Below are 23,087 nucleotides of genomic sequence, written 5' to 3' on the forward strand. Positions count from 1 at the left end.
TCACTTCGGTTCGTACGCGGCCATGCGCTCGCGCACCGCGGCGGAGAACAACTCGGGCCCCAGCGCGTCGGAGTGGGCCAGGCCCTCGGGGGACAGCCGCAGCGACTCCGCGCCCGTGCCGTCGTCCAGCCAGCCCCGCTCGCGGAACCGGTCCAGCTCGGCGGCGAAGTCGTCGCCCGGTGCGGTGCCGAAACGGGTCCGGTAGTCCGCTACGGGCAGGCCCTCGGCCTGGAGCAGCGACTGGAGCAGATGGCGGCGCCGGGACTCGTCCGCGTCCATCTCCCAGCCGAAGTCCGCGTGCCGGAAGTCGTCGGCCGGGCGTGCCGTGTAGTCGTCGATGATCCCTCGGATGCGGTGCATGTCCACGGCGTAGTCGAAGGAGTAGTGCAGCGTGGAGGTGTAGGAGCGGGAGCCGCAGCCGAGGCCGACCATGCCGTCGGTCTGGCACGCGTAGTCCTCTCCGCCGGTGGCGGGGGCGTCCGCACGGCGGAACATGCGCATCGACACCTGCTCGTAGCCCCGCGCGAGCAGGTGGTCGCGCCCGTGCCGGTACAGCCGCAGCCGCTGCTCGTCCCAATCGGCGTCGCCGCCGGGCGCCGTCCCGCGGTGCCGGCCGAGACCGGTGAGCGGGCGCACGTAGAGCGGGTAGAGGTACAGCTCCTCCGGCTGCCAGGCGAGGGCGGCGTCCAGGGAACGGGTCCAGGACTGCTCGGTCTGGCCGTCGATGCCGTAGATCAGGTCGATGTTGAGGACGGGTATGCCGGTGTCGCGGATCCGGGCGAGGGCCGCTTCGACGTCCGCCCGGCGCTGGGGGCGTACGGCCGTGCGCGCCTCGGAGTCGACGAAGCTCTGCACGCCCAGGCTCAGCCGCGTGGTGCCGCGGTCGGCCAGCACGGACAGCCGGTCGGCGGTCGCCGTGGCGGGGGAGGCCTCCACCGACAGCGGGATCGCGGCGAGGTCGGCACCCAGGCCGCGCTCGGCCAGATCGCACAGCCGCTCCAGCTCGGCCGCCTCCAGGAACGTCGGAGTGCCGCCGCCGAAGGCCGCGTTGGCGTAGCGCGCTCCCTCGCCCAGCGCCTCGCGCACCACGCCTGCCTGACGTTCCATCGCGTCCAGGTAGGCGGTGGTCAGACCCTCCGGCGCCCCGATCCGGGTGAAGAGATTGCAGAAGCCGCAGCGGACTTCGCAGAACGGGATGTGGAAGTAGAGCGAGAGGGCGTCCTTCGGCTCATCCGCCCACAGCGCGCCCAGGGACGCCCGCTCCCGGGCGAGCGGACGGTACGCGGTCTTGTGCGGATACGCGTAGACGTACTGCTGGTACGGGCGGACGGTGCCGGCCGCGGCCGCCGCCTCGGTGCTGGTGATGGCCATGGTCATCGGGCCCCGTCGACGAAGAAGTGGGCGTAGGGCACGGTCCAGACGACGTCATGGCCGATGCGGTGGCCGCTGTAGCCGTCCTCGCCGTACGCCGTGCCGTGGTCGGAGCACACGACGGCGAAGCACGGACGGCGGCCGGCGACGGCGGCCAGGAGCCGTCCCATGTGCCGGTCCACGTACTCCAGCGCCGCGGCGTGGGTGGCCCTTGTGTCGCCCGCCTCGCGGGTGGCCCCGGGGAGGTGGAACCAGTTGGGCTGGTGCAGGGCCGACACGTTCAGGAACAGGAACAGGCGCTGGCCCTGCGGGAGTTCGGCGACGACCTTCTCCGCACGGGCCACCTGGGCCTCGAAGGACGTGGGGGAGGCCACTCCGAACTCGGGCTCCCAGTGGCTCTCCTGGAACATCTCCGGCAGTACGGTGCCCAGTGGTCCCTGCTTGTTGAAGAAGCCGACGCCGCCGATGCACACGGTGCGGTAGCCCACGGCGGCCAGACCCGAGACCAGGTCGGGGGTGTCATAGACGAAGGTGCCGTCCGCGGTGGTCTCACTGCCCGCGAAACGGGCTGCGAAGAGCCGAGGATGCGGGCCCGGCGCGGCCGGTGTCGGCAGGAAGCCCGCGAACATCGCCTGGTGGGAGGCGTAGGTGAAACTGCCGGGGGCGTGCCGGCGCTCCCAGGTGCCGCCGGGCAGATGCCGGGCCAGGTTCGGGATGCGTCCGGCCGCCGCCAACTCCCGCGCCACGTCGTAGCGGAGTGTGTCGAGCGTGACGAACAGGATGTCGTGGCTTCCCACGACGTCGTTCATGTCAAGCGGTGGTGTCATGGTGGTGCTCCTTGCGTTCTGCTCGCCGGACGGCGGCCCGGGCGGGGACCGAGGCGGCGGCTCGTGCGGCGTTCTGCACGGTGGCTGGTGCGGCGGCTGCGGGGGCAGTGGCGGCGGCCGGTGCGGGGGCTGGTGCCGGGGTCCGTGTGGCGTCCTGCACAGCGGCTTGTGCGGCGGCCGCTGTCGGGGTGCGTGCGGTGTTCTGTTGGACGGCTGGTGCGGCGGACTGCACGAACGTCGGGGCCGCGGCGACCTGTGCGGCGTACGTGTCCAGGCCCTCGGCACCGCTGCCCGGCAGGCCGGTGAGGCGGGGCAGCAGGTCGCCGAAGGCGTTCACCTCGCCGACCGCGAAGCGGCGCCAGCCCGTCACCGGCAGGATGTCCACGCCGACGCACAGGGTGCCCGGGAAGCACGCTGCCGCCCGCTCGGCCATCTCCAGCACATCGGTGAAGCCGCCACCCGCGGCCCGGATCGCCGCGCGTGCCGCGTCCAGGTCGCCGCGGGCGCCACCGAGGTGCAGATTCGTCATGGGGTGCCGGCTGGTCCGCACCACGGCATGTGTGGCGCGCCCTGCCACCACGACCACCCGCAGGTCTGCGGCCCGGCCGCCCTGCGAGGCCTTCGGCAGCCACCGCTCGACGTGGATCCCGTCCGGGACCAAGGCGTCGACGAGGGCGGCGACCTCGGCCTCCGAGGTGAAGTGCCGCACCCGGAGGGAGTTGTGGAGGCAGCCATCGGCAGTGGTCTCCACGGACGTCGTCGCCCTGACCCGGCCCGGTCCCCCCACCGTCAGCGCGACGACACCGGAGGCCGACGACCCGTGCGCCGGCTTCACGAACGCCCGTGAGATACCGGCCGCCCTCAGCTGTTCCCGGAGCCCGTCCCGCCCGGACCAGCCGCCGACCGGACCCGCCAGGGCCGGGGGAACCGGGACGCCCGCGGCGGCGAGCCGGGCGTGGCAGAGCCGCTTGTCGAACATGACCGCGACGTCCTCCGGCTCGGCGGTCGTCGCCGCGCCCGCACGCCGAGCCGCGACGGTCACCTCCCGGACCGCGGCGGTGAAACGGCGGTGCCACAGAGCCGTTCCCTCGACCCGGGTGGGGTCGTCGGTGTCCCGCAGCAACCGGTCGACCTCGGCGTTCTCGCCGGGGGAGTCGATCCGTACCAACTCGCCCGACGTGAAGGCGCACCGTCCGCGCAGCACGTCCCGCCAGGCGAGCACGCGGGGGGCCGGGTGACCGGCCGCGTGAACGGCGTCGGCGAACATCGTCGTCCGCCGGTTCTCGGGATTGCCGACGACGGCGAACCGAAGGCCGGAGGCGGGCGCCGCGCTACTCGGAGACCGCGACATACCGCCACTCCTGGTCCCTCCAACTGTTCGGAGTCCGGTGATCCGACAGGTCGACCTCGGTCCCGGTGGAGTCGAAGGCGGTACGGATCCGGTCGGCCATGGACTCGCTCAGGAAGTGGTGGTGCAGGTCCAGCCGTTTGAGATGGCCCAGCGGCTGGCCGAGGAGCAGGGCTTCGGCACCGGTGTCGGTGAGCGTGCCCATGGACAGGCTCAGCGACTCCAGTTGCGCCACGACCGGCGCCGGGGCGAGGGCCGCCGCGATCTCGTCCTGCACCTCGCTGTTCTGCACACCGAGATGGCGCAGCGCCGGGAAGCGCCCCTGGACGAGGAGCGGCGCGAGGTCGGCCACCGTCGCGTCGCCGCCGTAGTGGGACACGCCGAGCCACAGTTCCAGACGCTCCAGCGCGGGCAGTTCGCAGGCACCGACCGAGCGCACCACCTGGCCGGGCAGGCCGCCCGACTCGAAGCGCAGCACACGCAACGCGTCGTGGCGCACCGGGCGCAGCGACAGGGGTTCCTCGCCGAGGCCCTGCGAGTCGCCGCCGCGGACGCCCAACTCCTCAAGCAGCGGAAAGCGCCTCAGGACGGGGGTGATATCCGTGAGCTGGAGCCAGGAGATCTCGCACTCCTCGCCGGTGACATCGGCGAGGAACAGGGCGCGCAGCGCGGGGAAGCGCTCCGCTTCGGCCACGATCAGCTCCAGCGCCGGACGCAACTCGGTGTACTCGTCGTCCCACCAGGGCCCGATGACGAGGGCCCGCACCTGTGTGCTCGGCACCCGGTCCGTGAAGCTCCGCCACAGCTCCGCGAACGGAATCTCCCCGGCCGCGTAGCAGTCCAGGCGCCAGGCCACGTCGCTCGCGGTCGGCAGCGCTTTGTCGCCGGGCTCCGGCAGGGTGAAGACCGGCAGCCCGTGGAAGGTCTCGAAGTGATCGACGATGGTCAAGACCGCCTCATTCCGCGACCGCGGTGAAACGGTGGACGACGCCGTCGTCCTCCCACACCTCGCCGCGCTCCGACAGGTCGGTCTCGACGCCGGACGGCTCCAGCGCCGTGCGGATCCGCTCGACCACCGGCTCGCTCAGGAAGTTGTGGTGGAGGTCGAGCCGGGTCAGGTGGGTGAGCGGCTGACCGCCGAGCAGCGCCGTCGCGCCCTCGTCGGTGAGCACGCCGAGCGACAGGTCGAGCGACGTCAACTGGGCGACGACGGGGGCTCCGGCGACGGCGGTGGCGACCTCGTCCTGGATCTCGCTGTTGCGCAGGCCGAGATGACGCAGCGCCGGGAAGCGTCCAAGGGCCAGGATCGGGGCGAGGTCGGCGACCCCCGTGTCACCGCCGTACTCCTCCACGCCGAGCCACAGGTCGAGGTGCTCCAGCGCGGGAAGCTCGCTGGCGGCGACACCGCGCACGACCTCGCCGGGCAGGCCGCCGGCCTCGAAGCGGAGCGTGCGCAGGTGCTCGTGCCGGACCGCCGGGAAGCGCAGCCCGGTGCCGCCGCGGATCCCGAACTCCTTCAGCAGCGGATATGCCTCGAGGACCGGAGTGACATCGGACTGCTCGATCCAGGAAATCTCCGCCTCCTCCATCTCCAGGTCCCCGATGAACACGGCCCGGAGCGAGGTCAGCCGGTCACGGGCATCCACAAGGCGCCGCACGATGCCGCTGGAGTCGTTGTCGTACGGCTCACCCCACTGACCCACGATGATCGCGCGCACCCCGGTGGGATCGACGGAGCCGAGGAAGCGGTCCCACAGGTCGCCGAAGTCCTGCGGGGAGTCCCCGTAGGGCTCGACGGCCAGCCACCAGGCCGCGGCGCCCGCCTCCGGAAGCTCCCGCTTCCCCGCCAACCGGGCGAAGTCGAAGGCCGGGAGGCCGTGCAGTTCCTTCAGATGCTCGACGTGGGACATGTCGCTGGCCTCCTGGGGCTCTCACGCATTGCGCTGTTCGCGAAGAGTTGTACCAAGCGGCTCTGACATCGGCGTGACGGGCTGGGTGGGGGCCGTGGTTCGGGGTGTGACCTGAGTCCGGAGAGCACGGGGTTGGTCCTGTCCAGGGCCTAACGACCCGGGCACCCAGGGACGTTGGGGTATTTGCCCCTAATGCCATACTGACCTGCGGTTTCAGTGGACGGATCGTCCCTTGTCCCCGTCGTGTCCCCCCACCGTTCCTCACACGTCTCTTCAGGAGCCCACCCATGCCTCGACTCATCCGCCAGCTCCCGGGCAGCGCACCGGACCGCCCGGGGGCCCGGTGCGCTCCGGCCTCGGCCGCCGCCCCGGGCGCGGCTGGACCGGACGCCGCGCGGCTGACCGCCGTCGGGCGCGAGACGCGGAGGGGACGCTGATCATGAGCGCGGAAGACGGGACGTACCACGCACTCCTCGCCCGGCACGACGCGATGCGACTGCGCCGGCAGATGCTCTCCTCCGGAGGCTTCCCGGGCGCGGACGGCGGCAGCGGCGGCGGTCTCCGCGGCCCGGCCGGGCAGCCGTACGACGGGGTCGCCGACCAGCGGACCATCATGCGCGATCTGGACCTGGTGGCCCCGTTCGAGGAACTGATCGCCCACCTCTACCAGGCGCTGTTCACCCGGCACCCCTCCCTGCGGTCGCTCTTCCCCGCCGAGATGGCGTTCCAGCAGGCCCACCTGGCAAGGGCGTTCTGGTTCCTGCTCGAACACCTGGACAGGCCCGACCAGATCACCGCGACGTTCACCCAGCTGGGCCGCGACCACCGCAAGCTCGGCGTGCGTCCGGCGCAGTACGCGGCGTTCGAAACCGCGCTGTGCGAGGCGCTGCGCATCCGTGCCGGCGAGCACTGGACCGCGGAACTCGAGCAGGCGTGGGTCCGGATGGTGCGCTTAGGGGTCACGGCCATGGTGCGGGGTGCGGAAGCGGCGCTGCACGAGCCGCCGTGCTGGCAGGCCACGGTGACGGCGCATCGGCTGTGCGGCCCGGACTTCGCGGTGCTCCGAGTGCGGCCGCACGAGACCTTCCGGTACCGGGCCGGGCAGTACACCGCGCTGGAGTCCGGGCGGCTGCCGCACACCTGGCGCCCCTACTACCTGGCGGGCGAGCCCGGCCGGGACGGGGAGTTGGAGTTCCATGTCCGGTGCACCGGCCCCGGCGGCGTGAGTGAGGCCCTGGTGCGCCACACCGCGGTCGGCGACCGGATACGCCTCGGTCCCCCCAAGGGAAATCTGGCACTCGGCGAGGAGCCGACGGGTGAACTCCGGCTGGTGGCCTGGGACACCGGCTGGGCCGCGATGAAGGCGCTGCTGCAGGAACTGGACGGCCGCCTGAGCCCGGCGTCCGAACACCGGGTGGGCCGGGTACGGCTCTTCCTGGGCGCGGACGCGCTGTCCGACCTGTACGACACCGAGTACCTGTCCGAGGTCGAACGGAGCCGCCCGTGGCTGACCGTGGTTCCGGTGACGGGCGGGACCCCAGGGGAGGGCGTGTACGACCGCCTGGCCCGCGCGGTGACCCGGAGCCGCCCCGCCGCGGCCGGCCGCGCCCTGCTCGCCGGGCCGCCGGCGATGGTTCGGACGGTGACGGCCGCGCTCACCCGCGCCGGGCTGCCCGCCGACCATGTCCGCCACGACCCGCTGCCGGCCGGTCCGCGTGACCTGCCCGGATCCGTCGGGGACTTCGGCTCGGCCGGAACCCGGATGTTCCAGGGGCAGTCGATCCCGGCGTGACCGACCGCCGCGACGGCCGCCGCCTCCCTCCGGAGAAGACCGGAAGCTGGTCGAGGCCCTCGTACGTGAAAGCCCTGCCATCCGCAAGGAACGGCAGGGCTTTCGTGTAACCCGCACGGCTGGCAACATCAGGCTGCCGCGACATGTGCGCCCCAGAGGAGTTGACCCCGCCCGGTCGAAGAACGCTCGAGCCGCGACCAACCACAGGGAGCCGCGATGACCCTTCGAACCCGAGTCCTGCTCGTCGTCTCCGCACTGCTTCTCACACTCATGCCGACCGCGCCGATCGCCTTGGCGCACGCCGACTCACCCACGGCCACAGGGGCGGCCGACGCCACCGTTCCCGCTTCCCCGAAGCCGCGAGGCGCCGAGGTCGTCGCGACCACTCAGGTCGCGGACCGGCAGGTCGACCTGTCCGTGCGCTCGGCGGCCTTGGGCGGCCGGACGGTCAAGGTCCGGCTCCTCACCCCCGACGGCTGGGACCCGAGCGACCGGCGACAGCACTGGCCGACCCTCTGGCTGCTGCACGGTTGCTGCGGGGACTACACCTCGTGGACCACCCTCACGGACGTCGCTCGGATCGACAGCCTGCGCAAAGTGCTCGTGGTGATGCCGGAGGCCGGCTGGAACGGCTGGTACAGCGACTGGTGGAACGACGGCCAGGGCGGCGACCCCGCCTGGGAGACCTTCCACACCGTGGAACTGCGGCATCTCCTGGAGCGCGATTGGGCCGCCGGCGCCAACCGCGTCGTGGCCGGCCTGTCGATGGGAGGCCAGGGCGCCCTGCTGTACGCCGCCCGGCACCCCGGAATGTTCAAGGCGACCGCGGCGTACTCCGGCTCGGCGCACCCGCTGCTGAACGAGGAGTCGGTGAACCGCATCATGGGCTTCTTCGCCGGCCAGGGCGGCGACCCGCTGCGGGTCTGGGGCGACCCGGTCGCCCAGCGCGGCGTCTGGGAGGCGCACGACCCGTTCTACCTGGCCCAGCGGCTCAAGTCGGTCCCCGTGTACCTGTCGTGCGGTGACGGCACCACCGGACCTCTGGACTCCCCGGGCAGCACGAGCGCGCTCGAGGCCGACTTCAACCGCCAGAACCACGCCCTGGCCGCCGAACTCGAACGTGTCGGCGCTCAGCACGTGACCACCAACTTCTACGGACCGGGAACCCACGGCTGGGCATACTGGCAGCGCGAACTGCACGCCTCCCTGCCGATGCTGCTGGGCGCCCTGCACGTCGACGGCTGACACCGTTGCCCGCTCGGGCTGCTTGCCGGTGCCTGGCAAGCAGCCCGACGTGGTTCTGCCGTGCCGCGCCATGGAAGACCGGCGCCCGACTGGCCAGACTGTCGGCATGGTTTCCGTCAGACACAAGGTGGTCGTCGAGCCGGTCCCTTACCCGTGGCTCGTGGACGCACTGGCCGTGATCCGCACCCTGGCGGAGGAGAGCCAGGCGGATGGGCAGGGGCTCGTACTGCCCGACGGACAGGTGATCCCGGACATCCGACTGACCCAAGGGCGGCACCTGCGACCCGGCTCGGTCTACCTCACGGAGATCGACGTCGAGGTCGAGGTAGAGAACGAGGACGACGACGGGGGCGACGCCGGGAACGCGAAAGCGGATGCGGACGCGGACGGGTCCGGGACCAGCGAGGAAGCCGACGCGAGCGAAACCGTACAGATCACCGTCAGAGAGTGGGATCACCGCCACGCTGTCCGCCTCGAACTCGCCCTGGTCTCAGACGAAATGAACGTCGAACTGGACGCGGCACTGAAGAGCCCCGACCGCCCGAGCCTGGTCGAGATCAGCGGCCGGGCGTGGGGCGATGCGTCAGCGCGCACGCTGTTCGGTATTACGGGCCGCGCCCGGGTACGGCTGGACGACTGGTGGCCCGCCGCAGACACCGACCGCACTCCGCCCTCAGCCCCCGCCGCGGCTCGGCTCGACCACCCCTGGTTCCGGGCGGACGTGCGAGCGGTGCCCCGGCCGTCCCCGTCCCGGGACGACGGCAGGTGGGAAATACACGTCACCGTCTCCCTACGCGGCCGCCGACTCCTGCGACCGGTCGTCACGGTCGTACTCGCCGTTGCCGCCCGCCGGATACGCCGATCCGTCGTACAGGCCCTGGACAACCTGGCCGCCCAGTGGAACGACCGCGTGCCACACCTGGTGGCGATGAACACGGACCAACTGAGAGAAACCCTCCTGAGCAGGCCGTGAGGCGAAAGCGGTCGTCGTACGAAGGCCCCGCGGCGAGCAACCGGGCGAGCCGTGCGCCGCGACGGGTGGAGGACAGTTGCTGTGCGAATGTCCTGGCGACGGTGGATGTGTGGGGCGTGGTCACGTTCATGAGCGCCACCGTTAGGGGCGCGCGGGGGCGCACGCCAGGAGGTAGGCCCGTACGCTGCGTGAGCGTACGGAGGCGCGTCTACTCCGGCGGCGTGGGCGTGTCGGGGGTGCGGTACATCGCCTGTACGTCCAGCTCCAGTTGGACGGTCGGTCCGACGACCGCGATGCCGCGGGCCAGCATCGAGCGGTAGTTCAGGGTGAAGTCCTCGCGGTGCAGCTCCGCCTTCGCCAGCGCCGCGCAGCGAAGTTCCTGCTCGTAACCGCCGTTCACCGTCCCGAGGTATGTCGTGTCCAGGCCGACGGAACGGCTGGTGCCGTGCATGGTGAGCGAGCCGTGCAGCGTCCACTTGGAGCCGCCGCGGTAGACGAACCGGGTGCTGACGAAGTCGATGTACGGGTAACGCGCGACGTCGAGGAAGTCGGCGGAACGCAGGTGGTTGTCACGGGTCTTGTTGCCCGTGGTGATGCTCGAGGCGTCGATGCGCACCGAGACCTGGGAATCGGTCATGTTCTGCGTGACGCGGATGCCGCCGTCGAAGCGGGTGAAGCGGCCGTGGACATGGGCCATGCCCACGTGCTTGGCGATGAACCGGATCGCGGTGTGCGGCGGGTCGAACAACCAGGTACCGGGCGGCGGGAGTTCCAGCTGACGGGCGGGCTCCAGCGTGATGCGCGCCGGGGCAGGGGCCACGCCGGCGGCAATCTCGACGGTCTCGCGGGCGGGCGACAGGCCTTCGGCCGCGGTCCGCACACTGTAGGAGCCCGGTGGCAGCGCCGCCATGAAGAAGCCGTACGGGTCGGTGGTGCCGTGGGTCACGACGCGGTGGCTGTCCAGCGCGGTCACTGTGACCTCGGCTCCGCCCATGGGCTGCCCCATGGGGTCGACGACCTCGCAGCCGAACGCGCCCGCGCCGGGCGGCAGGGGAATGGAAAGGCCCGGCGCGGCACCGGAGGCGCTGTGAGAACGCCGACGGCGGAGCAGTCCGAGGGCCATGGTGTTCACCTTTCTGCACACGTGTGGCTGTCGCGCGTGCCGCGCAGCCGGTTGTGATCGCGATTGCCAAGAGCATCCGGGGTCAGGATGCGGGCATGGGGGAACCAGATCATTAACGATCTTAAAGCAGCTTGTGAGGAGGTAGTGTTTCCCTTGATCAGAGCTGATGTGACGGTGAATTGAATGGCGAGGCCATCGCAAATCTGCACATCCACGGGGCAAATGGTGACACCTCGACCTCACTGCTTTGCGCGTCGCTGTGGCGAAGAGCACCCGCCGCGCGACGATGTTCACGCGCAGCACGCGGAATCGCCACCGACCCGACGCATCCGGCGCCGGTTCCGCGCGGCGCGGAGCGGGAAGCGTCCTGGCTCCGCCGACCGGGTGGAGCCAGGCGGTCGTCCAGGCCACTACGCCGCAGGCCGCCCACCAGCGACAAGCCCGTCGGCCGCTGGAGCGAGGTCTCGGGCGACGACGCCGTCCCCGCGATGATCGACCACGTCGTCCGAGCACAGCCCGGTCCCTGTGAGGCCCTGGCCCAAGGTAGGTGGCGTTTTGGGCGGCACCGTAGGGTGCGGCACATGTCACCCGTATCACGTCCACGCAAGTCGAAGAAGGCCAAGACCTCGAAGAGGGGTAGCGCGGGCCCGGCCGCTGTGTCCCGCGGCGCGGAGCAGACTCTGTTCGGCGGCGCTCTCCTGCCTGAGCAACGGTCGGCTCTGGCCGCAGTCGCTCAGGGCCTCGGTCATGACCAGCAGGAGGCCGACTGGTACGCCGAGTCGAGCGCTCGCGTGCTTGACGAGGCAGGTGTGCTGCTCGGAGCCTTCGGGCCACGTGAGTTGGAGGACGCGACGGCTGCGTTGCTGGGGGGCCAACTCTTTGAGCGGGTGCACGGCGATGGCGGCGGTCTGTGGTTCGGTGCCTGGTTCGAGCAGCTTGCGCAGGCAGCGTCCGAACAGGTCCGGGCCGGCCTGGAGGGGACCGGCGGCGCGTGGGAGGCGCCCTGGCGGCTGCTGCACGGTATGGCGTCGATCGGGACGCCCGACCTGTGCGCGGTGACGCTCCGTGCCATGAACCGGGTGCAGAAGCAGGTCCGCAGGACGACGCGACCGCCCGAGTGGTTGCGGTTGTTGCCCAAGCCGACCGCCACAGGCGAGCTTCGGCTGCTGCGGGATCCTTATCTGCCGCGGATGGGGGTGCTGGCGGAGTTCGCCTATCCCGGTGGGGCCGACCGCCATGTCTATCTGTGGGACGTCGATGCCTGCGAGGGCCCGTGCCTGGCCGGTGGCGGCTCCCACGAAGACTTCGCGCAGGCGGCTGCGGCCTGGCGGTCGGCCGTCGGCGAGACGGCCGGACACTGCGCGCCGCACGTACCCGATCAGGCGGATCTGCAATGCCTCGTCCAGTTGGATCTCGGCGAGGAGATGCTGCGGGGCACGGAGAACCGCGAGCGGCTGGACGAGTGGTATCGCGCCAACCGCCGCCTGCACGAACTGGACCGCGCACTGCGCAAGCGCGGTCAGGCGCTGCCGCTCCGCCGGTCGCTGTACGCGGACGTCGAGACGCGGTGGGCCGAGGAGGCCTTCGCCGAGTGGTACGCCGAGCGGAACGGCGGCCGGCGCCCCGACGCGGAGGGGGCGGCGGCCCTCGCCGAGGAATGGCTGGAGGGCGCTCTGCCGGGTACTGAACTGCAGCCGTCCCCGCACCGGGTGCAGTCCCAGTACGCCTTGATCCACGACTGGAGGCCTGACCACCCCGTCACCGCGTCGTCACATGCCCTCTTCCCGGACTGGGTCCGCTTCCTGGCCGAGCGTGGTGGCTATCCGGAGGGCCTCGCCGAACGGGCCGCCACGACCGCGACGATGGGCGAACGTACCCCGGCGGACTGCCCGATCGATGACTTCAGCGGCTTGGGCGAAGCACCGGGCGGGGCCCGCTCGGCGGAGTGACGGCCCGGCCGCCCTGCCGCCGACCGGCCAGGACGGCTGGACCTGCCGCTCGGGCGATGGAGACCGGCCGCCGTCGCTCACTGCGCGCCGGCCTCGGGAGGATGTTCCGCCGCGTGGGCGGGGCGGAGGATGGTCCGGAAGGCGTCAGAGGTCGTCAGGGAGCAGCCGGAACTCGGGCTGGCAACGTCGCAACGCGGACGCCCGCTGACCGGCACGCCGGGCCGGCCGGATCCTGGTGGGCCCAGGACTCGGCCGGCGCCGTAAGCGCTCGCTCTCATGTGCTCGTGAGCAGGGACTCCAAGGCCTTCGCCGTGGCTGGATGCCGGCTCGTCAGCGCGGCGCCCGAAGGCGCAGAGCCGGACGTCGCCCACGCGCCGTCGCAGCCCAGCAGGTCCGTCACCGCGTCGCACGTCGCCGGATGCGCGGCCAGCAACCCGACGCCCGACGGGGGGTGGACTTCGGCCGGCGTCCACCCCTGCGTGCAGCCCAGCAGGTCCGCCACCGCGTCGCAGGTCGCCGGATGCGCCGGGAGCAGTGCGGCGCCCTGGCGGTCGTGCCCTTCGGACCGCGTCCGGCGGGTGGCGGGCGGGACCGGGGGCATCCGCCACGGTGGTATCCAGGCGTCCAAGGCCGCCAGCCGCCCCGGGAAGATCCGCCCGGCCTCGCGGATCAGCAGCGGGGCCAGCTCCGCGGCGCCGGACCGCATGGTGGTGATGAGCAGCGGAAGCCACGGCAGCAGTACCTCGTCGGGCAGCCGCCCGAACGCGTTCGACACCGCTTCCACGACCACGTCCGCCAACCCCGGCACCGGCTCCAACGCGTGGACGAAGCCGCTGAGGTAACGGGGATAGGCGGGCACCACCAGCGGATTGTCCAGCAGCGCGTCGCACCGGCCCCGCAGCTCGGCCCGGGACAGCGTGCCGAGTTGCACCTGCGCCGCCCACAACAGGGCCGTCTTCGACGGCTCCTCGGGATGCGACTGGGCGACCGCCAGCTCCAACTGGGCCCGGTCGCAGCCCAGTGACAGCGCGAGGTTCTCCATGCTGAACAGGAAGCCGAGCATCGCCGCGACCTGCCCGACCGTCGCGTCCTCGTCCCGGAACGCCACCGGCAGCAGCGTGCAGTAGTGGGCGTAGCCGGTCTTGACGAACGACTCGATCCACTGCGGCAGCACCGGTTCGCTGGTGCGGTAGTACGCCAGCAGCCCGCGCACCCGGCGCAGCACTTCCGGCGCTCCGTCGACGCTGCGCTCGGTGGCGAGCACCTTCAGCGCGTGCGTGCCGAGTTCGTCGGCGAGGCGGCGGCTGCGCAGGTACAGGGTCGCGTCCTCGACCGCGGTCAGTACGGTCGCGGTCGTGGCCTGCGGGCCGTACGCGTCGCGCCGCAGTCGCTGCTCCAGGACCTGCTCGATGCTGACGCCCTCGTAACCGAGTTCGATGAGGGCCCGCTGATGGGTACCGAGCGCCAGGTCCCAGGACTCCTGGATCGAACGCTCACCGAGCCGCCGCTCGCCCATGATCGGCCGTGCCGTGCCGTGCGGCATCAGGCGCCGCAGCATCCACAGGACGTCGGAGCAGGCCTGCAGTTCCGGCCGGGAGGCCATGTCCAGCAGGGCCCGTTGCACGCCGCGCTGCTGGAGCTTCGGTCCGAGCGGCGCCAGCCGGTCGTGCACATCGCGGGCGAGCGGCGGCAGCGCCTCGTAGCCGACCTGGCCGATCCGGTCGCCGCCCATCATGATCTCGACGAGGCGCCGCACGTCCCGCCGCCCCGGCACGACGTCCTTCTCGATGCAGGTGACCGCCGCGTCCTGGAAGTCGTACGGCGTGGGCTTGGCCCGGTCCCGCATCCCGGCGAGCAGGACCGACGTCTCGAACACCGCGATGGCGTCGGCGGTGGAGGCGAGATAGCCGTTGCGCCGGGCCGCGCGCACGATGTCCACCGACCAGCCGAGCAGTTCGGCCTCGTCCAGGCCGTCGAGCACGGGCGGCCTGCGCAGGAAGCCGGACAACCGGTCCGCGGCGGCGGACTCCGGCGCCGGGACGGTGGCTTGGCTTTCCCGGGCCTTCGCCGCCGAGGCCTTCTTCGCCGGGGACTTCTTCGCCGGGGACTTCTTCGTGCCCGCCTGGCCCGCCAGCCGGTACGGCTGCACAGGGGTGCGCTTCAGGCTCTTCGCCCACTCCGTCGAGGCGATCGACACCGAGCCGGCGGCAAGACCGAACTGCGCCTCGATCGCCGCGTGGCTGGACGGGATCAGCCCGTACTGCCAGGTGGTGGCGGTGCGCGGGGAGATCGTGAACGTGTCGGTGCTGCCGTGCACGCCGAACTGCTCGACACGGCTGACCGCGTGGAACGCCCCGCACACGTACAGGCAGTCCGCCGGATCGGTTCCGGTTGCCGCCAGGTGCTCGCGCATCCGGGTCCACATGTACCGTTCGCGGTCCTCGTCCACGCGGACCCGGGCGCCGTCGCCCGGAGCGAGGCGCCGGAACAGGCTGCCGACGAGGAGCATCACCTGGCGGTAGGTGTCGTGGTCGGCGGCGCTGTCGCCGAGCGGCACCTCGACGTACTGGTGCCACCACTCCGACCAGTGCCGCACCCTGCCGTGGCGCAGCAGGTGCTCCTCCAGTTCCGCGAAGCGCGGCCGGAGGTCGCCGAGTTCGACGCCGACGGCCTCGCCGTGCAGCGCGGCCTCGGCCGGCGGCTCGGTGTCCTCCGGTGCGGCCTCCCGCGTCTGCTCGCCGCCGGTGTCCCACTGGAAGACGTGGTCCGCCGACCGGTCCACGAGGACCAGCTCCACACCCGGGGTGTCCAGGGCGTACGCGATGGCCTGGTACTCGGCGGACGCCTCGGTGATCGGCGCGACGACCGACAGCGGAGCCCAGTCCCGGGGGAAGCCGTCCACGTCACCGGCGAACGCCTGCACCGCCACCGGCAGCCGGCAGTTGCGCAGCTCGGTCAGCAGCGGTGCCATGTCCTCGCACAGCTCCAGGTAGACCACCTTGGGCTGCTTCTCGCGCAGCCGCCGGGCCATGGCGGTCGCCGAGGCGGGCGAGTGATGGCAGACGGGGAAGATCTCCAGCGGCTCGCGCACCGCCCGGTCGACGTCGTCGACCATGCCGAGGAGGATGCCCTCCAGGGCGTCGGGGCCGCCCGCGAACGTGGCGGCGGCCTCCTGCAGTTGCCCGCGCAGCCCGGCGAACGTGCCGCTCTCCTGGGACCCGCTCATGACAGCGTGGCGATCGCGTCGCGGCCGCCCTCCAGGAACTCGGGCCAGGAGCCGCCCTCCTCCTTGCTGCGCGGCTCGACGACACCGTGCAGGTACTTGTTGAGGATGGCCAGGTCCTCGGGCTCGCGGCGGGTGAGGGAGCCGACGAGCGAGGAGGCGAGAGTGCGCGCGGTCAGGGCACGCTCGCCGAAGAAGTTGCTGTGCAGGACGGCGTCCTCCAGCACGCCTATCTGCTCGGCCGTCGACAGCGCCGACTCCAGCTTCTCGTCGTCGCTGCCGGCCGAGGCGGCAGACGCGCGCAGGTCGGCGAAGCTCTGCAGGAGCACGTCGAGCAGGGTCGGCGGCACGTCGAGGTCGATCGAGTGCCGACGCAGCAGTTCCTCGGTGCGGAAGCGGACGATCTCCGCCTCGCTCTTCTTGTTCGTCACGACCGGGATGCGGACGAAGTTGAAGCGGCGCTTGAGCGCGGAGGACAGGTCGTTGACGCCCCGGTCGCGGCTGTTGGCCGTGGCGATGATCGAGAAACCGGGCTTGGCGAAGACGATGTTGTCACTGCCGCCGCTCTCCAGTTCGGGAACGGAGATGTACTTCTCGGAGAGGATCGAGATCAACGCGTCCTGGACATCGCTCGTGGACCGGGTCAGCTCCTCGAAGCGGCCGATGGCACCGGCCTCCATCGCGGTCATGATCGGGGAGGGGATCATCGACTCCCGCGACTGGCCCTTGGCGATGACCATGGACACGTTCCACGAGTACTTGATGTGGTCCTCGGTGGTGCCCGCCGTGCCCTGCACCACCAGCGTGGAGTTGCGGCTGATCGCGGCGGACAGCAGCTCCGCCAGCCAGCTCTTCCCTGTGCCGGGGTCGCCGATGAGCAGGAGACCGCGGTCCGAGGCGAGGGTGACGATGGAACGCTCGACGAAGCTGCGGTCGCCGAACCACTTCTGCGAGATCTCCCGGTCCAGGCCGTCGGAGCGCTCGGAGCCCAGGATGAACAGGCGGACCATCTTCGGGGACAGGCGCCATGAGAACGGCTTGGGACTGTCGTCGATCGACTCCAGCCAGTCGAGCTCCTCGGCGTACTTGATCTCGGCGGGGGCGCGCAGCAGGTCGGACATGAGGGAAGGGCCTTTCCACGGGGTGATCACAACGACGCGGACGTACGGTCGGTGATCAGGTCAGAAACGTCTTGAGTTCGTGCACGAGCTTCTTGATGTGTCCGGAGATCACCGGCGTGCCGAGGTCCTTGAAACGCTCCCGGAACCACGGGTTGACGCTGCCGCGCCCGGAGCTGGTCACCGAGCCGACCGGGATGAACTTCGCCCCCGAGCGGTGAATGGCGGCCATGCTGTCGAACAGCTCCTGGTGGCGCCACTCGTAGAAGTCGGAGATCCACACCACGACGGTGTTGCGCGGCTCGGCGATCTTCGGCTGCGCGAGCCGCATGGCGACGGTGCCGTCGGTGCCACCGCCCAGCTGGGTGCGCAGCAGCGTCTCGAACGGGTCGTGCGCCCAGGGAGTGAGGTCCAGAGCCTGGGTGTCGTAGGCGATCAGGTGGACGTCCACCTTCGGCAGTCCGGCGAAAATGGAGGCCAGGATGGTGCAGTTGACCATCGAGTCGACCATGGAACCCGACTGGTCCACGACCACGACGAGCCGCTGGGGCGTCGTCTTGCGGCTGGTGTGCCGGTAGTAGAGGCGGTCGACGTAGAGCCGCTCCTCCTCGGGGCTCCAGTTGGTGAGGTTCTTCCAGATGGTGCGGTCGAGGTCGAGGTTGCGGAACACGCGCTTGGGCGGGACGGACCGGTCGAGTTCGCCGACCGTGGCCTTCTCCACCTGGGTGCGCAGCACCTCGGTGACCTCGTCGACGTAACGGCGGATCAGCGCCTTGGCGTTGGCCAGGGCGACGCCGGAGAGGTTGTTCTTGTCGCGCAGCAACTGCTCGATCAGGGACATGCTCGGCGTCAGCCGCGAGGCCAGCTGCGGGTCGGCCAGCACCTCGCGCAGGTGCATGCGCTTGACGAGATCGCCCTCGATGGAGCCGAGTTCCGGGCCGATCGCGGGGATCAGCCGGCTGAGGTCGGGCGCGGGGCCGCCGATTCCGGTGCCGGTCGGGCTGACACCCCCGCCAACTCCCGGGTGGGTGCCGCCACGTCCGCCGCGCAGTTCGCCGGGCCGGCAGCCCAGGGCCCGCTCCAGCCAGCCGGCGTCGGACTGCCAGCGGGCCAGCTGCTCCGCGGTGACGGTGCCGGGGTGGGAGGCGAACACGTTCAGCAGTACCTTCGACGCGAGGGCCGCCCGCCGCACCTCGGCGGCCCGGTCGCGCGCGCCGTCCTCGTCCGGCGCCGGTGCCATCAGCCCGTCGAACTCGGCGGCCAGCTCCGGATGCCGCTGCACGACGGAGTCGACCGACGCACCGGGATCGAGCAGCGCGGACGGCAGGCCGATGTCCTCGACCACGGCGAGACTCGCCGATTCCAGGCCGGCCTGCTCCTCCGGGTCGAAGAGACAGGCCAGCAGGCGCCAGTAGAGGACCTGCCGCCGGTTGTCGTACGGATCGGGCTCGGGGTCGGCAGCCTGTCCGGTGATGTCCTCGGTCATTTCCGCAGCAGCCTTCCGGCACGTTCGCGCAGCACGCCGACGGCGTCGGTGGCGGCCTTCTCGGCCCGGACGCCGGCCTTGTCGGTCGTACCTCCGGCCCAGGCCCCCGCGTGCACGGCGACGGTCTTCTTCCGTACGGTCCGTTCGACGGCGAGCGGCTGGAGGAGGAACTCCCCGGCGTCCCAGCGCAGCAGCCCGACACACGCGCCGGACGCGGCGACGGCCTCGGGCGAGAGCGGACCGGCGGCCGGGACACGATCGGTGTCGACGGCCAGGCGGTACCCGGCGACCTGGAAGAAGACCCTGTCGTCGTCTTCCTCCACGCCGTACCCCTCCAGCAGGACGGGCACCGCGATCCGGGCCGGGTGCCGGTCGAGCGGCGACACGGCGAAGGCGGCGGCGGTGGGCAGGGCCACCCGGGCGGTGGCGAAGACTTCGGCGGCCTCGCCCATACGCGCACGGGCGTCGTCCCATATCAGGTCGCCCTCGGCGGTGACGGGCATCGCGTCGAGGTCCATGGCGCGGCCCTCGCTCACGGCCTCCAGCAGGGACATGCGCGGCCGCAGCAGCTGCCACAGACCGGCGCCGACGACCGTGTCCGGCTTGGGCGCGGACACCGAGGCGCGCACCAGGCGGGGCGTGCCACCGTCCGCGGGCTCGAACACCGCGTGCACCTGCGCCTGTACGGCGGTGGCGTGCTCCTGCACGTCGACACCGAGCGGCAGCAGCCGGCCGGTCGCCTCGGCCACGGCGGACGCGCGCGCCGCGCCCGGCAGCGTCAGCAGCAGGGCGCGCGACCACAGGTCGGCCCAGCGGCGCACGGGCACGCGCTCCAGGGTCGCCCCCGGGCAGGAGGCGGCGAGTTCGGCGGCGAAACCGTCGAGCAGCGTGGCCAGGCGGCGCAGCGCCGGGTCGGGCAGCATCGCGGAGACGACCGGCGCGGCCCCGTCGACGAGTTCGTGGTCGATGCCCTGCCAGCCGGCCCGCGCCAGATCACACAACCAACTGCGCGCCGCGGCGTACAGATTCGCCGCCTGTTCGTTGCCGCCCGCTTCGGTGTTGGCTTCCTCGACCCGCGGCCGGCCGATGGCCTCCTCGACACGATCGGTCAGCGCGTCGTGCACGGAACCGAGCAGGGCGGTGCGGGCCGCGGCGAGCGCGACGAAGTGGTCCTCGCCGGAGGCTCCGGCGGCCGTCTTGTCGGCGGCCTCGGCCACCCGCGCGGCCAGCGGCGTCCCGGCGACGGCGTCGGCGAGCCCGGTCAGTCCAGTGGCCTGGCCGGGCTGCGGACGCAGCAGACCGGCGACGAGGGCCTCGTCGAACCCGTCCACGGCCGTGAGCGCCTCGTCGAGGCCGTCGACGGCGTCGGAGAGCAGATCGGCATGCATCAGGCCACCGCCCTCGTCGTCGGGAACCACTGCATCTCGGGCAGCGGTGCGGTACCCGGCGCGAGTTCGAGGTAGGCCAGGTGCCGCAGGAACCGGCTGAACACCCGGGCCGCGGCCGAACTCCCGGCCGCGGCGGGGCGCGTGGCCGTCATGACGGCGGTGACGGTGTGTGCGTCCGGCTCCGCCGCGTCCACCTCGACCTTCAGGTGCCGGGCCATGCGCTCGGCGCCGTACTGCAGCACGGCCTCGCCGATGAGCGCGCGTATGTGGTTGCAGAACATGCCGCGGGCCCCGCCGCAGGGACGGTTGTTGTTGGTGCTGCAAGCGAACGCGTACGTCCCCGCCTCGACCGAGGACACGTACACGCGCCCGATGTCCGACCCGCTGGACACCACACCCTGCAACCGCCCGTTGGCCAACTCGACGAACGGCACCTTCGCGAGCTTCCGCGGCCGCGCCGACGGCACCACCCGTGCCGTGCTCGACTTCTCCCAGACCGACAACGCACCATCTCCCATGCATGCGAAAGGGGGCGCTCACGCCACCTCGGCGGAACATGATCGAAGCTATCGGCGACCACTGACAACGCCCCGGAAGACGGTCGTGGGGGCGGGGGAGCGGGCCTGTACGGCCGCCTGTCGGAGAGGCGTCCGGACGTCCACGCCGTCAAACGCCGCCCCCGCGGTTGGGGTGTGCCGTGGTGACGCTGTCGGTGGGTTCACCCCATCGACAGGCTGACGCCCCGACTGTCCCCTGCTTGGGAGCCGGTCCCACGGGCATTTATCGGTAGTCGTCGGGGTGGTCCTGCATCCAGGTGTTGACCTCTTCCCGGGTGTCCAGCAGAAGTTTCTGGTGCCGTTTGAGGTTCGGGAAGGACAAGTCGCCTCCGAGGGCGTCCTGCATCGCGCGGATCCGCGAGAGGGGACCGGCGAAGTGACCGGTGCCCTTCGGGCTGGCCTTCATCGAGTTGTAGAGGTCGTTGAGATTGGTCAGCACCCGGTTGAGGAAGTACTCACAGTTCCCCGGGTTGGTGCAGCCGTCGTTGTACGTGGCCTGGAGGACGGCGAAGGCGTCCCGGACCTCCGGCACCGCTGCTCCCGGCGCGGCTTCCGTGGTGGGGTAGCCCGCCGTCCCGGAAGGGCTCGTCTCCGGCGAGGCAGGACTTGCGGGGGCGCTGCGCCCGGCAGCGGCCGGCGTGGCCGGGGACGAGGCCTTGCCCGGGGCCGGCGCCGTGGCGTCCCCGTGCCCGGACGAGCACGAAGTCAGCAGGACGGCTGCCAGCAGCACCGGTGTCGCGCGCCGCGCGGCTGAACGCATGAGTATCTACCGTTGATCAACTTGTGGAGGTCACTGCTTAACAGCTCGACCGGAACCCTGTCCACCGTTGCGTCGGCTCGTGCCGGGGCCTGGCCGCGAGTTCCTCCGCGACACGGCACCACCGCACGAACCGCACCCCGGACATGTCGACGCCGGCCTTGCGCATCAGACCCGCGGTGTGCACATATCGGCGTCGGTTCACGGGCCCGGGGCGAGGCCTACGGACAGGGCGTCGGTCATCGCGGCGATGTGGTGGTAGGCCCGGTGGGCGGCGGTGATGACGCGGTCTTGCGCCTCCGGCTCGGAGAGTGCCTGGTTCATGCGGGTTGTGAAGCGCGCCCAGCGGTCACGGTCGCCGCTGCCGTAGTAGGCCACGCCGTCCGCGTTGTGGAGCCGGTAGGCCGTGGTGACGTACTGGCGCAGTACCAGGCCGCCGAGCGTGGAGCCTTCCAGGACGTACAGGAATCCGAGCAGAGCCTGGGGGGTCGATGCCGCGGTGTGTCGGATCTCCTGCGCGAACGCCGCAGTCTCTCCGGCTGCCCAGGGCTTCGGTTCGACGTCGGACGCGGCGAAATACCGCAAGTCGCGCTCGATGAGGGGGAGTTTGGCGAGGTCCGCCGACCACACCCGGTCGACGGACGGGCTTGCGGCGCGAGACAGTTCGTCTTCGAGCGTCTCCAGGACCACACGGTAGGCGGCGAGTTGCCCGACGTACCGGTCGAGCGGGAGCGTCCCGACGACCATCGCGGTGGCGAACCCGCTGGTTTCCAAGGCATCGTGCCATGCCCGGGTGCTTGCGCGCAGGCGCTCGACCACCGTGGCCGTCACGCGCCGCTCCGCTGCCGAACCGTCTGGTGGAGGCGGTCGATGAGGTGTCCCTTGCGTTCGATCGTCAGGTCGAAGTACGCCGTGCTGCGGTCGGAGCGGCACACGCGGTGCACGGCCTCCTTTGCCGCGCGCTTCAGTTCGACCGCTTCTGCGGCGAGTGTGAGGAGCGTGCGCTCCAGCTTGGGATGGCCGAGGACGAACGACTTCATCCGGTCTCCGTCCAGTTCACCCGAGGCGCGCTGTGCGGGCGGCGCGGAGTCGAGAAGTTCGAGGAAGACACGGTTGCTCAGTCCGTCGAAGTCCTCGTGGGTGTTGGCCCCGCCGAGTTCGGGCACGACGTCGGTCAGGTCGTTGAACAGCTGGCTCGCCAGCCCGAGCTTGCGCATGGCGTCGTCCAGTGTGCGCCGCTCGCCTTCGACGACGCGCAGGGCCGCGACCGCCGCGTCGAGCGGCATCCAGAACAACGTCCCGGTCTTGAGCGCGGCCATCGACGCCCAGAAGTCCACCCGCACATCGTGGGGCGCGTCCACCAACTCCGCGCGGGTGCGCGCAGACCGCGTGGCCATGTCGACGGCCTGGCCGGTGAAGCCGTTGCCGACCGCCTGCACCAGGCTGTTCACGACCGTCGGATCGGCTGCGTGCCGCAGTGCGGCCGTGATCAGCCAGGAACCGGTGTTGAGGGCGAGCGGTACGCCGTGGGTGACGTGGAGCGAGGCCTCACCGTAGCGGACGTCGCTGCCGTCCTGGATGTCGTCGAGTGCGACCGCGGCTTTCAACAGGATCCGCACCGCCACCGCCGCGCGGCGGATCACCGCCAGGTCGGCCGAGGAAGCCTCGTCCCCGACCTCGTCGGGAAAGCCACGGTAGTTGCGGTACGCCCAGTACACCATCGAAGGGCGCAGTGGTGCCCTGGTGCCGCCGGGCGCCCCGGCAGCGGGCGGCAACGCCTCCTGCCCCACCTTGGATCCGACCGCATCCGCGACCGGCTCGTACAACGCATGCCGTAACGCCCCGTCGTACACCGATGCCGCCCCCGGGCCTCCGAGCGCCGGTGCGACGGTCAACGAGCCGAGGAACTCGGCCAGGTCGTCCTCCAGCAGTGCCGCGTCACTCCGCACCACCGCTTCCACTCGGGTCAGCCTCACCGTGGCAGTCACTCCCACCTCCGCGACGCACAACGCTCGACGCG

General features: G+C 71.5%; 19 protein-coding genes. 4 read left to right on the plus strand and 15 right to left on the minus strand.

Annotated features, from left to right (window positions below; all coding sequences use genetic code 11):
* From ABZ818_RS03450 to ABZ818_RS03470, 5 genes are read right to left on the minus strand one after another with little or no spacing between them, the layout of a single operon-like run.
* A complete protein-coding gene (locus tag ABZ818_RS03450) occupies positions 1 to 1,377 on the minus strand; it encodes an STM4012 family radical SAM protein (RefSeq protein ID WP_361410094.1) in 1,377 nt (458 codons plus the stop codon).
* The gene (locus ABZ818_RS03455) at positions 1,374 to 2,180 is read right to left on the minus strand and encodes an STM4013/SEN3800 family hydrolase (protein ID WP_361410487.1); all 807 of its coding nucleotides are present in this window, start codon (positions 2,178 to 2,180) and stop codon (positions 1,374 to 1,376) included. Before ABZ818_RS03455 ends, ABZ818_RS03450 begins: the two co-directional genes overlap by 4 nt.
* Position 2,181: 1 nt before the next feature.
* Positions 2,182 to 3,549: an STM4014 family protein gene (locus ABZ818_RS03460; protein WP_361410097.1), complete on the minus strand. Its 1,368-nt coding sequence runs from the start codon at positions 3,547 to 3,549 to the stop codon at positions 2,182 to 2,184.
* Positions 3,530 to 4,495: an STM4015 family protein gene (locus tag ABZ818_RS03465; RefSeq protein WP_361410100.1), complete on the minus strand. Its 966-nt coding sequence runs from the start codon at positions 4,493 to 4,495 to the stop codon at positions 3,530 to 3,532. The genes ABZ818_RS03460 and ABZ818_RS03465 overlap by 20 nt, the downstream gene beginning before the upstream one ends.
* Before the next feature lie 7 nt (positions 4,496 to 4,502).
* Positions 4,503 to 5,456: an STM4015 family protein gene (locus tag ABZ818_RS03470; protein ID WP_361410103.1), complete on the minus strand. Its 954-nt coding sequence runs from the start codon at positions 5,454 to 5,456 to the stop codon at positions 4,503 to 4,505.
* Between the two features lie 439 nt (positions 5,457 to 5,895).
* Between ABZ818_RS03470 and ABZ818_RS03475 the strand changes: the two genes are divergently transcribed.
* From ABZ818_RS03475 to ABZ818_RS03485, 3 genes are all read left to right on the plus strand, one after another.
* Positions 5,896 to 7,248 (plus strand): globin domain-containing protein, encoded by a 1,353-nt coding sequence (locus ABZ818_RS03475; protein ID WP_361410106.1) that lies wholly within the window; start codon positions 5,896 to 5,898, stop codon positions 7,246 to 7,248.
* A gap of 216 nt (positions 7,249 to 7,464) precedes the next feature.
* Entirely contained in the window at positions 7,465 to 8,493 is a 1,029-nt protein-coding gene (locus tag ABZ818_RS03480; RefSeq protein ID WP_361410109.1) for an alpha/beta hydrolase family protein, read from the plus strand.
* Positions 8,494 to 8,599: 106 nt separating this feature from the next.
* Positions 8,600 to 9,466, plus strand: coding sequence for a hypothetical protein (locus ABZ818_RS03485; protein ID WP_361410112.1), 867 nt, complete (start codon positions 8,600 to 8,602; stop codon positions 9,464 to 9,466).
* 208 nt (positions 9,467 to 9,674) lie between these two features.
* Here the strand turns inward: ABZ818_RS03485 and ABZ818_RS03490 are convergent, their stop codons facing one another.
* Entirely contained in the window at positions 9,675 to 10,589 is a 915-nt protein-coding gene (locus tag ABZ818_RS03490; RefSeq protein WP_361410115.1) for a YceI family protein, read from the minus strand.
* A gap of 5 nt (positions 10,590 to 10,594) precedes the next feature.
* Entirely contained in the window at positions 10,595 to 10,804 is a 210-nt protein-coding gene (locus ABZ818_RS03495; protein ID WP_361410118.1) for a hypothetical protein, read from the minus strand.
* A 366-nt stretch (positions 10,805 to 11,170) separates the two neighbouring features.
* Here ABZ818_RS03495 and ABZ818_RS03500 point away from each other — a divergent pair, with 366 nt between their 5' ends.
* A complete protein-coding gene (locus ABZ818_RS03500) occupies positions 11,171 to 12,538 on the plus strand; it encodes a hypothetical protein (protein ID WP_361410121.1) in 1,368 nt (455 codons plus the stop codon).
* Between the two features lie 274 nt (positions 12,539 to 12,812).
* Here the strand turns inward: ABZ818_RS03500 and ABZ818_RS03505 are convergent, their stop codons facing one another.
* The 8 genes from ABZ818_RS03505 to ABZ818_RS03540 all read right to left on the minus strand — a co-directional run bounded on the left by ABZ818_RS03505 (position 12,813) and on the right by ABZ818_RS03540 (position 23,055).
* Entirely contained in the window at positions 12,813 to 15,764 is a 2,952-nt protein-coding gene (locus ABZ818_RS03505) for a hypothetical protein (RefSeq protein WP_361410124.1), read from the minus strand.
* Positions 15,761 to 16,882, minus strand: coding sequence for an AAA family ATPase (locus ABZ818_RS03510; protein WP_361410126.1), 1,122 nt, complete (start codon positions 16,880 to 16,882; stop codon positions 15,761 to 15,763). Before ABZ818_RS03510 ends, ABZ818_RS03505 begins: the two co-directional genes overlap by 4 nt.
* A gap of 55 nt (positions 16,883 to 16,937) precedes the next feature.
* Entirely contained in the window at positions 16,938 to 18,365 is a 1,428-nt protein-coding gene (locus ABZ818_RS03515; RefSeq protein WP_361410129.1) for a VWA domain-containing protein, read from the minus strand.
* Positions 18,362 to 19,753, minus strand: a complete 1,392-nt coding sequence (locus ABZ818_RS03520; protein ID WP_361410132.1) for a hypothetical protein — start codon at positions 19,751 to 19,753, stop codon at positions 18,362 to 18,364. The genes ABZ818_RS03515 and ABZ818_RS03520 overlap by 4 nt, the downstream gene beginning before the upstream one ends.
* Positions 19,753 to 20,271 (minus strand): hypothetical protein, encoded by a 519-nt coding sequence (locus ABZ818_RS03525; protein ID WP_361410135.1) that lies wholly within the window; start codon positions 20,269 to 20,271, stop codon positions 19,753 to 19,755. Before ABZ818_RS03525 ends, ABZ818_RS03520 begins: the two co-directional genes overlap by 1 nt.
* Before the next feature lie 262 nt (positions 20,272 to 20,533).
* Positions 20,534 to 21,070: a hypothetical protein gene (locus ABZ818_RS03530; RefSeq protein WP_361410138.1), complete on the minus strand. Its 537-nt coding sequence runs from the start codon at positions 21,068 to 21,070 to the stop codon at positions 20,534 to 20,536.
* Positions 21,071 to 21,268: 198 nt separating this feature from the next.
* A complete protein-coding gene (locus ABZ818_RS03535; RefSeq protein ID WP_361410140.1) occupies positions 21,269 to 21,898 on the minus strand; it encodes a biliverdin-producing heme oxygenase in 630 nt (209 codons plus the stop codon).
* On the minus strand, positions 21,895 to 23,055 hold the full coding sequence (locus tag ABZ818_RS03540; RefSeq protein WP_361410143.1) for a polyprenyl synthetase family protein: 1,161 nt from the start codon (positions 23,053 to 23,055) through the stop codon (positions 21,895 to 21,897). The genes ABZ818_RS03535 and ABZ818_RS03540 overlap by 4 nt, the downstream gene beginning before the upstream one ends.
* Positions 23,056 to 23,087: the final 32 nt, after the last annotated feature.

The organism is Streptomyces sp. NPDC047453 (assembly GCF_040643155.1).
Classification (GTDB): domain Bacteria; phylum Actinomycetota; class Actinomycetes; order Streptomycetales; family Streptomycetaceae; genus Streptomyces.